Origin of the sequence: Flaviramulus sp. BrNp1-15 (assembly GCF_022259695.1) — a bacterium.
Classification (GTDB): domain Bacteria; phylum Bacteroidota; class Bacteroidia; order Flavobacteriales; family Flavobacteriaceae; genus BrNp1-15.
This window is the reverse complement of sequence record NZ_CP092099.1, coordinates 2,998,095-3,011,943: the sequence shown is the minus strand read 5'-3', so window position 1 is coordinate 3,011,943 and position 13,849 is coordinate 2,998,095. Positions and strand designations below refer to the sequence as shown.

The following is a 13,849-nucleotide window of genomic DNA, read 5'->3' as shown; positions in this document are numbered from 1 at the left end:
TTTTAGTTTAAAAATTCAAAAATTCCGCAGGCACCTTGTCCTGTACCAACACACATGGTAACTGCTCCATATTTTCCTTTCATGTCACGCTTGCGCATTTCATCAAATAGTTGAACCGATAATTTTGCACCTGTACAACCAAGTGGATGACCTAATGCAATTGCACCACCGTTAACATTAATGATATCTGGATTTAAATCTAATTCTCTTATTACAGCTAACGATTGTGAAGCAAAAGCTTCGTTTAACTCAATTAAACCTAAATCAGATTGTTTTAAACCTGCTTGTTTTAATGCTTTTGGAATAGCCTTAACAGGACCTATTCCCATAATGCGAGGTTCTACACCTGCAGCTGCGTAGTTTACTAAACGAGCAATAGGTTCTAAGTTTAATTCTTTAACCATATCTTCACTCATAACCATAACGAAAGCTGCACCATCACTCATTTGTGATGAGTTTCCTGCTGTAACACTACCACCAGCAGCAAATACAGCGCGTAATTTTGCTAATGCTTCAATACTTGTTCCTGCACGTGGACCTTCATCTTTAGTTACTGTATAAGATCTAGTTGCTTTTTTTCCATTTTCATCAATATAAACTTGATCTACATTTATAGGAACGATTTGATCTTGAAAACGATTTTCAGCTAAAGCTCTTAACGCTTTCATGTGTGAATTATAAGCAAACTCATCTTGATCTTCTCTAGATACTTTAAATTGATTTGCTACTGCTTCAGCAGTATTTCCCATTCCCCAATAATAATCTTCATGACCAGATTTTACTGTATCATAATTTAGTTCTGGCTTAAAACCAGTCATTGGTACAGAACTCATACTTTCTGAACCTCCTGCAATAATACAATCTGCCATTCCAGCTTGAATTTTTGCAGTAGCTATACCAATAGTTTCAATTCCAGAAGAACAAAAACGATTTACGGTTACACCAGGAACATCAACACTGTTTAACCCAATTAATGAGATAAATCGTGCCATGTTTAATCCTTGAGAACCTTCTGGCATTGCGTTACCAACAATAACATCATCAATTCTTGAGACATCTAATTGTGGTAATTCTTTCATCATATGCTGAATGGTTTCTGCACCTAACTCATCTGCTCTTTTAAAGCGGAATACACCTTTAGGGGCCTTACCAACTGCTGTTCTATATGCTTTTACTATATATGCTTGTTTCATGGTTTTAATTTCTTAATGGTTTTCCTTTAGTTAACATGTGTTGAATACGTTCTAATGTTTTACGTTCTGTACATAAACTTAAGAAAGCTTCACGCTCTAAATCCAATAAATATTGCTCGCTAACTAATGTAGGTTCAGATAAATCACCACCAGCCATAACATAAGCTAATTTGTTAGCTATTTTATGATCGTGTTCACTAATATAACGGCTAGCTTCCATGGCATCTGTACCCACTAAAAACATACCTAAAGCTTGTTTACCAAGAACTTTAATATCTGTACGTTTTACAGGTTGCGTGTATCCTGCATCTGCCATTAGTTTTGCATAAGCTTTAGCTGTAGCTATTTGTCTGTCTTTATTTACTACTACAACATCTTTTCCATTTTGTAGAACACCCAAATCAAAAGCTTCGTAAGCAGAAGTAGATACTTTTGCCATACCAATAGTTAAGAAGTATTCTTGTAAAATATTTAACTCTACATCTCCTTTTCTAAAGGTGTCTTGAGCACGAAGAGCCATTTCTTTAGAACCTCCACCACCTGGAATAACACCTACACCAAATTCTACTAAACCAATATAAGTTTCGGCAGCAGCAACAACTTTATCAGCATGCATAGACAATTCACAACCACCACCAAGACACATACCATGTGGGGCAGATATTGTTGGGATAGATGAATAACGCATACGCATCATAGTATCTTGGAAATACTTAATAGCAGCATTTAGCTCGTCATATTCTTGTTCTACAGCCATCATAAAAATCATTCCGATGTTTGCGCCAACAGAGAAATTCGCAGCTTGATTACCAACTACTAAACCTGCAAAGTCTTTTTCAGCTAAATCAATAGCTTTATTTAATCCTGCTAAAACATCTCCACCAATAGTGTTCATTTTAGATTGGAATTCTACATTTAAAATGCCATCTCCTAAATCTTCAACTACAACACCAGAATTTTTAAATACTTCGTTTGATTTTCTAATGTTGTCAAGAATGATAAATGCATCTTGTCCAGGAATTTTTTCTTGAGCTTTCTTAGGAATATCATAAGCATAAGTTGCTCCATCTTTAACAGTATAGAATGACTTGCTTCCAGAAGCTAACATGTCGTTAACCCAAGCTGCAGGTTCATGACCTTCTGCTTTCATCATTTCTATTCCAGCTTCAACACCAATAGCATCCCAAATTTGGAAAGGACCATGTTCCCAACCAAATCCAGCTTTCATCGCGTCGTCAATTTTATATAACTCATCTGTGATTTCTGGAATACGATTAGTTACATAAGCAAATAGTGCTGAGAAACTCTTTCTGTAAAATTCACCAGCTTTATCTTTTCCGTTTACTAATACTTTAAACCGATCTGTAACCTTATCTATAGTTTTTGTTAACTCTAAAGTTGCGAATTTTGCTTTTTTAGCCGAACGATATTCTAATGTGTTTAAGTCTAATGATAGAATTTCTTTTTGTCCATCTGCAGAAACATTCTTTTTATAGAAACCTTGTCCGGTTTTGCTTCCCAACCATTTGTTTTCCATCATGGTATTGATAAAATCTGGTAAAGTAAAAAGTTCTAGACTTTCATCTTTAGGACAATTTTCTCTAATGCCGTTTGCAACATGAACTAACGTATCTAATCCAACAACATCAACAGTTCTGAAAGTAGCCGATTTTGGACGACCAATCACTGGACCAGATAATTTATCTACTTCTTCAATAGTTAAATCCATCTCTTTTACAGCGTGGAATAAACTCATAATGCTGAAAATACCAATACGATTTCCTATAAACGCTGGAGTATCTTTAGCAACTACCGATGTTTTTCCTAAGAATTGTTCACCATAACCATTTAAAAAGTCTAAAACAGAAGCATCAGTTTTTGGTCCTGGAATAATTTCGAATAATTTTAAGTATCGAGCAGGGTTAAAAAAGTGCGTTCCACAGAAATGCTTCTGGAAATCTTCACTACGTCCTTCGCTCATAAACTTAATTGGAATTCCAGAAGTATTTGAAGTAATTAAAGTACCTGGAGTTCTATATTTTTCAAGATTTTCAAAAACTTGTTTTTTAATATCCAGACGTTCTACAACAACTTCTATAATCCAATCTACATCTTTTACTTTAGCAATATCATCTTCTAAATTTCCAGTAGTAATTCTACTTGCAAATTTTTGGTGATATATAGGAGATGGTTTCGATTTTAAAGCCGTAGTAAGTGAGTCGTTTACTAAACGATTTCTTACTGCTTTACTTTCAAGAGTTAAGCCTTTAGCTTTCTCTTTGTCATTTAATTCTCTAGGAACAATGTCTAGCAAAAGCACATCTACACCAATATTGGCAAAATGACATGCAATACCACTTCCCATGATACCTGAACCAATGACTGCAACTTTTTTAATTCTACGTTTGCTCATTTTATTTTAACTACTTATCTGTTTGGTTGTATATTTTTTTGTTAGAAACCATATCGTTAATGATTTCTGAAACTTCAAAAAAGTGTTTCAGTTTTTCTTCCGAAACATTTTTTTTAATGGCCTCATTAAATGTGAGTACTTTTTCTTTTGAATAGCTTCTTTTTTCTCTACCAAAATCGGTTAGTGAGATAATAACACCACGACCATCTTCAGGATTAGGATTTCTTTCTATTAAACCTTTTTTTTCCATGGTTTTTAAGATTCTGGATAAGCTGGTGGCTTCCATTCCCATTTTTGGACCTAAAGCTGTTGAAGGGGTTCCTTTCTCTGGATCTATACTTAATAAAGTAAAGCCAGTTGCCATCGTGCTTTCAAACTTTGCAGCTTCTTCATTGTACATTTTTTGAACTGTAAGCCACGTGGTTCTAAGTATATAATCGATGGTTTTCTCTTTCATAATATTTGATTGGTGTTCAAATATATGAAAATTTATTATGCACGCATAATAAATTTAATAAAAAATATATAGATGTTTTATTAAGAGGCGGTTAAGTTGTTTTTTGGATTGATATTAACTATGGTCTGTATATTTTTTCAATTAAATCTTTATACATTTTTTTAATTACATCTCTTTTCATTTTAAGGGTAGGAGTAAGATGTCCAGCATCAATAGACCAAATTTCTGGAGTAAGCTCAAATCTTTTTATTTGTTCCCACTTACCAAACTTTTTATTGCATTTATCTACTTCTTCTTGAATTCTTGATTGTATAATTTCTGAGTTTACAATTTCTTCTATAGAAGTGCCAATGTTTTCTTGTTTTCTTTCTATCCAATCTTTTATAAATTCAAAGTTAGGCTGTATAAGTGCAGCAGGCATTTTTTCACCTTCACCAATAACCATAATTTGTTCGATAAATCGAGATTGTTTTAATTCGTTTTCAAGAAGTGTAGGAATAACATATTTACCGCCAGAGGTTTTAAACATTTCCTTTTTTCGGCCGGTAATTTTTAAGAAACCATCAACATCAATTTCACCTTTATCTCCAGTATGGAAATAATCATCTGTCATTACGCTTGCTGTTTTTTCAGGGTCTTTATAATACCCTAGCATCACATTTGGTCCTTTAATTAGAATTTCACCATCATCAGCAATTTTTACTTCTACACCATTAATAGGTTTTCCAACGGTACCAACTCTAAATAAATGATCTGCATATTTGCCTACTGAAACAACTGGAGAAGTTTCTGTTAGTCCATAACCTTCCATAATTTGCATACCCGCAGCAGAAAAAATTCTGGTTAATCGAGGTTGTAAAGGTGCACTACCAGATACCATAGTATATAACTCACCACCAAGTGCAGCTTTCCATTTACTAAAAATAAGCTTGTTGGCAATTTTTAATTGAAGCTCATACCAAGCGCCATTTTGCTTATAAGGTTCCCATTTTTCTCCTAAAGCAACAGCCCAGAAAAACAACGCTTTTTTAATACCAGATAATTCTGCAGCTTTAGCCATAATTTTGTCGTAAACCTTTTCTAGCAGCCTTGGTACAACACTCATTAGGTTGGGCTTAATTTCTTTAGCATTTTCTCCAATTTTATCAATACCCTCAGCAAAATAAATAGATGTGCCAGCATATTGATAAACATAAATAAGTAAGCGCTCAAAAATGTGGCAAATAGGTAAAAAGCTTAATACTCTTGTATCGTTACCTTTTAAAGGAACTCTAGGAAAGCTTTCTAAAGCATTACTGGTAATGTTCCAGTGAGATAACATCACGCCTTTTGGTTTTCCTGTAGTACCAGAAGTATATATAATAGTAGCTAAATCTGATGATTTTACAGCATCTTTTCTAGCTTCAACTTCATTTTGGTTTGATGTGTCTTTTCCAAGCTCAAATAATTCTGAATAATGCTTGCAACCCTTAATATGGTCAAATGAGTAAACTTCTTTTATTTTGGTATTCGCTTTTACCTTGTTTACTTTTTCTAATACTTCTTCATCTGAAACAAAGCAATAAATAGATTCACTATGATTAAGTACATACTCATAATCTTCTGCACAAATGGTTGGGTAAATAGGAATATTTTGGGCACCAACTTGTAGTATCCCAATATCCATTATATTCCATTCCGTTCTATTTGTAGTGGAAATAACGGCTATTTTATCATCCTTTTTAACACCCAATTTTAATAAGGCTCTACTTATTGTATTTGCTTTATCAATATATTCTTGAGTTGAGGTTTTAACCCATACACCATCGTATTTTGTAACTAGGGCAGCATCATTAGGCTTATTTTCTAATTGGTAATAAGGAAAGTCAAAAAGTCTTTTTACTTCAGTCATTTGTTAATCTATATAATCTAGTGTCGCAAAGTATGAAAATAAAAAGGATTTTCAAATAAGGCATAGAAAAAGGAGTAAATCCTAATTTGTTTCAAGTGTTTTTTGTGAATTTGATAAAATATTGTGATGGTATAAATAAATGAAATTAATGTATTTAGGTTTTTTTAGATGAATTAGATAAAACGCATATTTTTAAATAATTAGCATATGAAACTGAAAAAAAATATAAAAATCAATCAATAAAAGTGAAGTGTAATTAATTATATGTAACAAATTAGTTAAAAGTATAAATATTTCATTTTTGTACCGACAAAACTCAAACGTTTTCGTTAATAAAAAAGCTCATAGAACCTTCTTTTGTATTAGGTTTTATGACAATTGTCAGGTTTATAATTAAAAACTGAGTCTAATTTTGTTCACATAAAATAGATAATAGAATTGTTACAAAATATTAATAAAAAAGACGATGGAAGTAAAACAATTTAAATACGGAATTTGGACTGAGAAAGTCAATGTTAGAGATTTTGTTGTTAATAATGTTACCCCATACTATGGAACAGGCGATTTTTTAGTTGGTCCAAGTGAAAAAACTCAAAAACTATGGGAAATTTGTAAAAAAGCAACCCAAGAAGAAAGACAGAACAACGGGGTGCGCTCTGTAGATACTGAAACTATTTCTACAGTAAGTGCTTTTAATGCTGGATATATTGATAGAGCGAACGAGGTAATAGTAGGGCTTCAAACAGATGAGCTATTAAAGCGTACCATGAAACCTTTTGGAGGGTTTAAAGTGGTTCAAAAAGCACTGTCTGAACACGGTTTAAAACCTAATGATGCTTTAACAGAATTGTTCTCAAAATATGTAAAAACACATAATGATGGTGTTTTTGATGCCTATACTACAGAAATTAAAAAATACCGTTCATTAGGTTTTTTAACAGGTTTACCAGATAATTATGCAAGAGGAAGAATTATTGGTGATTATCGTCGTATAGCACTTTACGGAATTGACTTTTTAATAAAATCTAAAAAAGAAGATTTAGAAAATATAGCAGGTCCAATGACCGATGCTGTTATTCGTTTACGTGAAGAAGTTTCTGAGCAAATAAGAGCATTGCAGGAAATGATTGAATTGGGAGCAAAATACGATTTAGATTTAAGTCGTCCAGCTGAAAATGCTCAAGAAGCTGTACAATGGACATACATGGCTTATTTAGCAGCTGTAAAAGAACAAGACGGTGCAGCAATGTCTTTAGGTAATGTATCTACATTCTTAGATATATATATTGAAAATGATTTACAAGAAGGTTTAATTACAGAAGAAGAAGCTCAAGAATATATCGATCAGTTTGTAATGAAATTACGTATGGTTCGCCATTTAAGAATGGGGGCGTACGATGAAATTTTTGCAGGAGACCCAACTTGGGTAACAGAAGCAATTGGCGGTATGTTTGATGATGGTAGAACAAAAGTGACTAAAAACTCTTTTAGATTCTTAAATACATTGTATAATTTAGGACCTTCACCAGAACCAAATATGACAATACTTTGGTCTGAAAACTTACCACAAAACTTTAAAGATTATTGTGCAAAAGTTGCAATTGATACATCTTCAATTCAATTTGAAAATGATAATTTAATGAGAACAACTAGAGGTTCTGATGATTATGGAATTGCTTGTTGTGTATCTTATCAAGAATTAGGAAAATCAATTCAATTCTTTGGAGCTCGTACTAATTTAGCTAAAACACTATTGCTAGCTTTAAATGGAGGACGTTGTGAGACTACAGGAACACAAATAGTTGATGGTATTCCAGAATATACCGATGAATATTTAGACTACGATAAAGTTGCGGCAAACTTTAAAGTAGCCATGAAGGATGTAGCAAGAGTGTATAATGATTCTATGAATATAATCCACTTCATGCATGATAAGTATTATTACGAAAAAGCACAAATGGCTTTAATTGATACTAATCCAAGTATTAATATTGCCTATGGTATTGCAGGATTATCAATTGTTGCAGATTCACTTTCAGCAATTAAATATGCTAAAGTAAAACCTATAAGAAATGAAGAAGGTTTAACTGTAGACTTTAAAATTGAAGGAGAATTTCCTAAATATGGAAACGACGATGATCGTGTAGATACTTTAGCTGCAAAAGCGGTAGCAGATTTTAATAACGAATTAAAAAAACTGTCTGTTTATAAAAATGCAGAATCAACTATGTCTGTTTTAACTATTACATCTAATGTGTCTTATGGTAAGAAAACAGGAGCCACACCAGATGGTAGAGCCAAAGGTATTCCTTTTGCACCAGGAGCAAATCCAATGCATGGTAGAGATTCTCAAGGCGCTATTGCTTCATTAAACTCTGTAGCTAAAATAGATTATAAAGACTCACAAGATGGTATTTCTAATACGTTTTCAATTGTTCCAAAATCTTTAGGTGCAAATACAGAAGAGCAAATCGAAAATTTAGGAACCATTTTGGATGGCTATTTCTCAAGAAATGCACAACATGTTAATGTTAATGTGTTTGATAAAGAAACATTGCTTGATGCTATGGAGCACCCAGAAAAATATCCTCAATTAACAATTCGTGTTTCTGGTTACGCAGTAAATTTTGTTAGATTAACTAGAGAACAGCAGTTAGAGGTTATTACACGTTCTTTCCACGAATCTATGTAGTTATTGTTAATATTTTGAAGGCATCTAGAGAAGAAGAGTAGGTCTTCTTCTCAGATGCTTAAATTAAAACTTTGCTTTATCAAAACAACAGAAAACATATTACAAGTACATTCAATAGAATCTTTTGGTACACATGATGGCCCAGGTATTCGTATGGTTGTGTTTTTACAAGGCTGTAAATTAAAATGTTTGTATTGCCATAACCCTGATGCCATAGCAACTTCTGGTGGTAAAGAATATCATGTTAAAGAGTTGGTAGAAATGGCAGTAAAGCTTAAACCGTATTTTGGTAAAAAAGGAGGCGTTACTGTTTCTGGAGGAGAACCTTTATTGCAATCTAAAGAACTCATTTCATTTTTTAAATTGTTAAAAGCAGAAAGTATTCATACTAATATTGATACTAATGGTAGAATATTAAACCATTTTTCAAAAGATCTTTTAGATGAATATGCAGATTTAATTATGTTGGACATAAAGCATGTGACAGAAGAAGGCTATGTGGCTTTAACAGGAAAACCAAATAAAGAAATCGCCTTTAAATTAGCAAAACACAGAGAGGATTCAGGAAAAAAAATGTGGTTGAGATATGTGTTAATTCCAGGTATAACTAATAAACCAGAATTATTACATGATTTAGGTAATCATTTTAAAGATTATAAAACCATTGAAAAAATTGAAATTCAACCTTACCACAAATTAGGTATTCATAAATGGGAGGCTTTAGGTTGGGATTATCAACTTAAAGACGCTAGAGAAAATACAAAGGAAGAGATTGATGCAGCTGCCAATATTTTAAAAAATTACTTTAAAGAAGTAAGAGTAAATTAAAATACAGGCAAAGGGAAAATTAAAAACTAATCAAATGAAAACACAAAAATTAAAAAATAGATGGTTAATAGCTGCTTCAGCAGTTGGAATTCATATTTCAATAGGTTCTGTTTATGCATATTCTGTAATGACTAATCCAGTAAAAGATATTTTTGATGTTGATGGAAGCGTTATAAAATGGGCATTTAAAATTGCCATTTTGTTACTTGGTTTATCAGCAGCTTTTTTAGGACGCTGGGTAGAAAAAGTAGGACCAAAAGTTAGCGGAACAACTGCCGGAATTTTTTATGGTGTTGGTATTTTAGGATCTGGGTTAGCAGTTCAATTAGAATCGCTACCGCTTTTTTATTTATGTTATGGAGTTATAGGCGGAATTGGTTTAGGGTTAGGTTACATTACACCAGTAAGTACTTTGGTAAAATGGTTTCCAGATAAACGTGGTTTAGCAACAGGAATGGCTATTATGGGATTTGGTTTTGCAGCTTTAATTTTCGGGCCTGTTATGCAATCACTTTTTGATGCTGTAGGAGTTTCTAATGCGTTCTATGTTTTAGGTTTAATCTATATGACGTTAATCTTATCTTCTGCAAGGTATATAGAAAGACCTCCAGAAGGTTATATGCCATCAGGTTTTAAACCAGGAGAAGGTAACGTTATAAAAGCTGATATTTCTAATATCAATGCTATGGAATCGTTAAAAACTCCACGATTTTATTACATCTGGATTATGATGTTTATCAACATTGCTTGTGGTATTGCAATTATATCTGCTGCAAGTCCAATGATGCAAGAAAAATTAAGCTATACACCAATGGAAGCTGCAGCTATAGTAGGATTAATAGGTGTGTTTAATGGTTTAGGTAGAATTATGTGGTCTAGTCTTTCAGATTATTTAGGTAGAGCAAACACGTATATTGTTTTCTTTGTATTTCAAGTTTTAGCATTCTACTTTTTGCCAAAAATTTCAATGGAATTAACATTTTTAATAGTTCTGTTTACTGTAATCACAATGTATGGAGGAGGTTTTGCAACTCTACCAGCATTTTTGGGAGACTTATTTGGTACCAAACAATTAGGTGCTATCCACGGAATGGTTTTAACAGCATGGGCACTTGCAGGAGTCGTTGGTCCTACAATTTACGATGTTGTTAAAAATGCTACAGGATCATTAGATGCTACTTTAGCAGTATTTGCAGGTTTATTTGTTATAGCACTTATAGTGTCTTTATTAATGAAACGTTCAGTTACAAAAGCATATAAAAGCATGGAAAAAAGTCTAGCGTTTGTTTAGATTTTTATATTAGATGGTTAGTCAGAAAAAGCGCTTTCAAGAATATGAAAGCGCTTTTTTAGTACCCTATTTTTTGTGATTTTTATAAAGTGAAAAGAATAGCTTCTAAAAACATTTTTAGGCAGAAGTGATTTTAGTTAATATTTTGATAATAAGCAGGTTCAATTATTAATAAAACATTATTTATAAAGTATTTTATGATTTTTGTCATGAGATAACTTTCTTTTTGAAGCTACTTTTACTCATGATTATAATAAAAGGAATTTAAATAAAATTTATATCATGGAAATACTAGAAAATGTAAAAACGCGCGTTTATAAATTTGGCAATAAATCGGCCGATGGTAACAGCAAAATGAAAAACCTGTTGGGAGGAAAAGGGGCAAATTTAGCTGAAATGAGTTCAATAGGAATTCCAGTACCACCAGGATTTACAATTACAACAGAGGTTTGTACCGAATACAATTCTTTAGGTCAAGAAACCGTAGTAGAAATGATTAAAGATGAAGTTGAAGCGTCTATAGCTAATATAGAATCTTTAATGGGAACTACTTTTGGAGATAAAGAAAATCCGTTATTAGTTTCTGTTCGTTCTGGAGCCAGAGTATCTATGCCAGGAATGATGGATACTGTTTTGAATTTGGGTATGAACGATGAAGTTGTTTTAGGATTAGCCAAAAAAACCAATAACGAACAATTTGCTTGGGATTCTTATAGAAGATTTATTCAAATGTATGGAGGTGTTGTGCTAGGTATGAAACCAGCTTCAAAAGAAGATATCGATCCTTTTGAAGAAATAATGGAACATCTTAAAGAAAAAAGAGGTATTCATTTAGATACCGAATTCACTATTCAAGATTTAAAAGATCTTGTTTACGATTTTAAAGATGCAGTTAAAAAAAGAACAGGGCATGATTTTCCAACAAACCCTTGGGATCAACTTTGGGGTGCTGTTATAGCAGTATTTAATAGTTGGAATGGAGATCGTGCTGTGTACTATAGAAATATGCATGGGTATCCTGCAGATTGGGGTACTGCTGTAAATGTACAAGCCATGGTTTATGGTAATATGGGTGATAACTCTGGTACAGGTGTATGTTTTACAAGAGATGCAGGTACTGGAGAGAATGTGTTTAATGGCGAATATTTAATTAATGCACAAGGTGAAGATGTTGTTGCAGGTGTTAGAACTCCACAACAAATTACCAAATTAGGTTCGCAACGTTGGGCAGAATTAGCTAAAATTGAAGAAGAAGATAGAGCAGAAAACTATCCTTCTTTGGAAGAGTTAATGCCATCAATTTATAATGAACTTAATTCATATCAAGATATTTTAGAAAAGCATTATAGAGATATGCAGGATATGGAGTTTACCATTCAAGATGGAAAACTTTGGATTCTACAAACCAGAAATGGTAAGCGTACAGGAGCGGCCATGGTTAAAATAACTATGGACTTATTAAAAGAAGGTATGATTGATGAAAAAGAAGCGCTTCTTTTATTAGAGCCTAATAAATTAGATGAATTATTACATCCAATTTTCGATCCAAAAGCTTTAAAAAGAGCTCATGTAATTGCACAAGGGTTACCAGCTTCTCCAGGAGCAGCGACTGGTAAAATTGTATTTTTTGCAGACGAAGCTCATAAATATAAAAATAGTATTCTAGTACGTATTGAAACTTCTCCAGAAGATTTAGAAGGTATGAATATAGCTAAAGGTATTTTAACTGCTCGTGGAGGTATGACATCGCATGCTGCGGTTGTAGCTCGTGGTATGGGTAAATGTTGTATATCTGGTGCTGGTGCTTTAAAAATAGATTATAAAAACAGAACTTTAACAGTAGATGGTCATGAGTATCACGAAGGTGATTGGATTTCATTAAATGGTTCTACAGGTAATATTATAGAAGGCAAAGTAGCAACCATGGAACCAGAGTTAAGTGGTGAGTTTGGAGAGGTTATGAAGCTTACAGAGAAATATGCTATAATGAAAGTTAGAACTAATGCAGATAGCCCAAAAGATGCTAAAGTAGCACGTAATTTTGGTGCCCAAGGTATTGGTTTAACACGAACAGAACACATGTTTTTTGAAGTAGACCGAATTAAAGCAATGCGTGAGATGATTTTAGCAGATACTGTTAAAGGTAGAAAACAAGCTTTAGATGAATTATTACCTATGCAACGTGCAGATTTTGAAGGTATTTTTGAAGCTATGCAAGGCTTATCAGTAACCATTCGTTTATTAGACCCACCATTGCATGAATTTGTGCCTCATCAACTGGCTACTCAAAAAGAGTTAGCTGAAGATATGCATATTTCTTTACAAGCGGTTAAAAATAAAGTTGCTGAACTTGAAGAATTTAACCCAATGCTTGGTCATAGAGGTTGTAGATTAGGTAATACCTACCCAGAGATTACAGAAATGCAAACGAGAGCAATTATTGAAGCTGCTTTAAATTTAAAAGAACGAGGCATTATTTGTAAACCAGAAATTATGGTGCCTTTGGTAGGAACAGTTAAAGAATTTGAAGCACAAGAGCAAATTATTAGAAGTACTGCTAACAAAATCTTTGAAGAACGTAATGACACTATTGAGTATCTAGTAGGAACTATGATTGAAGTTCCAAGAGCTGCTTTAATGGCAGATTTAATTGCAGAAAAAGCTGATTTCTTCTCGTTTGGAACAAATGATTTAACTCAAATGACATTTGGATATTCACGTGATGATGCAGGCAAGTTTTTACCAATTTATATCCAGAAAGGTATTTTAAAAGTAGATCCTTTTGAAGTATTAGATCAAGAAGGTGTAGGACAGTTAGTAAAAATGGGAACAGAAAAAGGTAGAAGCGTCAAACCAAACCTAAAAGTAGGTATATGTGGTGAGCACGGAGGAGAACCAAGTTCTGTAGAATTCTGTTATAAAACAGGAATGGATTATGTGAGTTGTTCACCATATAGAGTGCCAATTGCTAGACTAGTATCTGCACAGGCAGTTATTAAAGGAGCCTTATAAAATTTTTCATTTTTCTTTGTTTAAATTCAAAAACCCCGAAGTAAAAATTTTTACTTCGGAGTTTTTTATAAC

At 33.0% G+C, this 13,849-nt stretch carries 8 protein-coding genes; 4 read left to right on the top strand and 4 right to left on the bottom strand.

The window, feature by feature from the left end; translation table 11 throughout:
• Nucleotides 1-2 precede the first annotated feature (2 nt).
• From MBM09_RS13360 to MBM09_RS13345, 4 genes are all read right to left on the bottom strand, one after another.
• A complete protein-coding gene (locus tag MBM09_RS13360; protein WP_238674219.1) occupies nucleotides 3-1,193 on the bottom strand; it encodes an acetyl-CoA C-acyltransferase in 1,191 nt (396 codons plus the stop codon).
• A 4-nt stretch (nucleotides 1,194-1,197) separates the two neighbouring features.
• Nucleotides 1,198-3,606: a 3-hydroxyacyl-CoA dehydrogenase/enoyl-CoA hydratase family protein gene (locus MBM09_RS13355; protein ID WP_238674218.1), complete on the bottom strand. Its 2,409-nt coding sequence runs from the start codon at nucleotides 3,604-3,606 to the stop codon at nucleotides 1,198-1,200.
• Nucleotides 3,607-3,616: 10 nt separating this feature from the next.
• On the bottom strand, nucleotides 3,617-4,063 hold the full coding sequence (locus tag MBM09_RS13350) for a MarR family winged helix-turn-helix transcriptional regulator (RefSeq protein WP_238674217.1): 447 nt from the start codon (nucleotides 4,061-4,063) through the stop codon (nucleotides 3,617-3,619).
• Nucleotides 4,064-4,181: 118 nt separating this feature from the next.
• Nucleotides 4,182-5,954 (bottom strand): long-chain fatty acid--CoA ligase, encoded by a 1,773-nt coding sequence (locus MBM09_RS13345; RefSeq protein WP_238674216.1) that lies wholly within the window; start codon nucleotides 5,952-5,954, stop codon nucleotides 4,182-4,184.
• 466 nt (nucleotides 5,955-6,420) lie between these two features.
• Between MBM09_RS13345 and pflB the strand changes: the two genes are divergently transcribed.
• The 4 genes from pflB to ppdK all read left to right on the top strand — a co-directional run bounded on the left by pflB (nucleotide 6,421) and on the right by ppdK (nucleotide 13,777).
• The gene (pflB, locus tag MBM09_RS13340; protein ID WP_238674215.1) at nucleotides 6,421-8,646 is read left to right on the top strand and encodes a formate C-acetyltransferase; all 2,226 of its coding nucleotides are present in this window, start codon (nucleotides 6,421-6,423) and stop codon (nucleotides 8,644-8,646) included.
• 54 nt (nucleotides 8,647-8,700) lie between these two features.
• Nucleotides 8,701-9,474 carry a pyruvate formate-lyase-activating protein gene (gene pflA / locus MBM09_RS13335; RefSeq protein WP_238674214.1) on the top strand — a complete coding sequence of 258 codons (774 nt, stop codon included), beginning with the start codon at nucleotides 8,701-8,703 and terminating at the stop codon, nucleotides 9,472-9,474.
• Nucleotides 9,475-9,508: 34 nt separating this feature from the next.
• Nucleotides 9,509-10,765: an OFA family MFS transporter gene (locus MBM09_RS13330; protein ID WP_238674213.1), complete on the top strand. Its 1,257-nt coding sequence runs from the start codon at nucleotides 9,509-9,511 to the stop codon at nucleotides 10,763-10,765.
• Nucleotides 10,766-11,047: 282 nt separating this feature from the next.
• Nucleotides 11,048-13,777 carry a pyruvate, phosphate dikinase gene (ppdK, locus tag MBM09_RS13325; protein WP_238674212.1) on the top strand — a complete coding sequence of 910 codons (2,730 nt, stop codon included), beginning with the start codon at nucleotides 11,048-11,050 and terminating at the stop codon, nucleotides 13,775-13,777.
• The last annotated feature ends 72 nt before the right edge of the window (nucleotides 13,778-13,849 follow it).

Bases quoted from the DNA above. Each gene is read 5' to 3' on its own strand.
- MBM09_RS13360 (WP_238674219.1), bottom strand. From the start codon at position 1,193: ATGAAACAAGCATATATAGTAAAAGCATATAGAACAGCAGTTGGTAAG.
- MBM09_RS13355 (WP_238674218.1), bottom strand. From the start codon at position 3,606: ATGAGCAAACGTAGAATTAAAAAAGTTGCAGTCATTGGTTCAGGTATC.
- MBM09_RS13350 (WP_238674217.1), bottom strand. From the start codon at position 4,063: ATGAAAGAGAAAACCATCGATTATATACTTAGAACCACGTGGCTTACA.
- MBM09_RS13345 (WP_238674216.1), bottom strand. From the start codon at position 5,954: ATGACTGAAGTAAAAAGACTTTTTGACTTTCCTTATTACCAATTAGAA.
- pflB (WP_238674215.1), top strand. From the start codon at position 6,421: ATGGAAGTAAAACAATTTAAATACGGAATTTGGACTGAGAAAGTCAAT.
- pflA (WP_238674214.1), top strand. From the start codon at position 8,701: ATGCTTAAATTAAAACTTTGCTTTATCAAAACAACAGAAAACATATTA.
- MBM09_RS13330 (WP_238674213.1), top strand. From the start codon at position 9,509: ATGAAAACACAAAAATTAAAAAATAGATGGTTAATAGCTGCTTCAGCA.
- ppdK (WP_238674212.1), top strand. From the start codon at position 11,048: ATGGAAATACTAGAAAATGTAAAAACGCGCGTTTATAAATTTGGCAAT.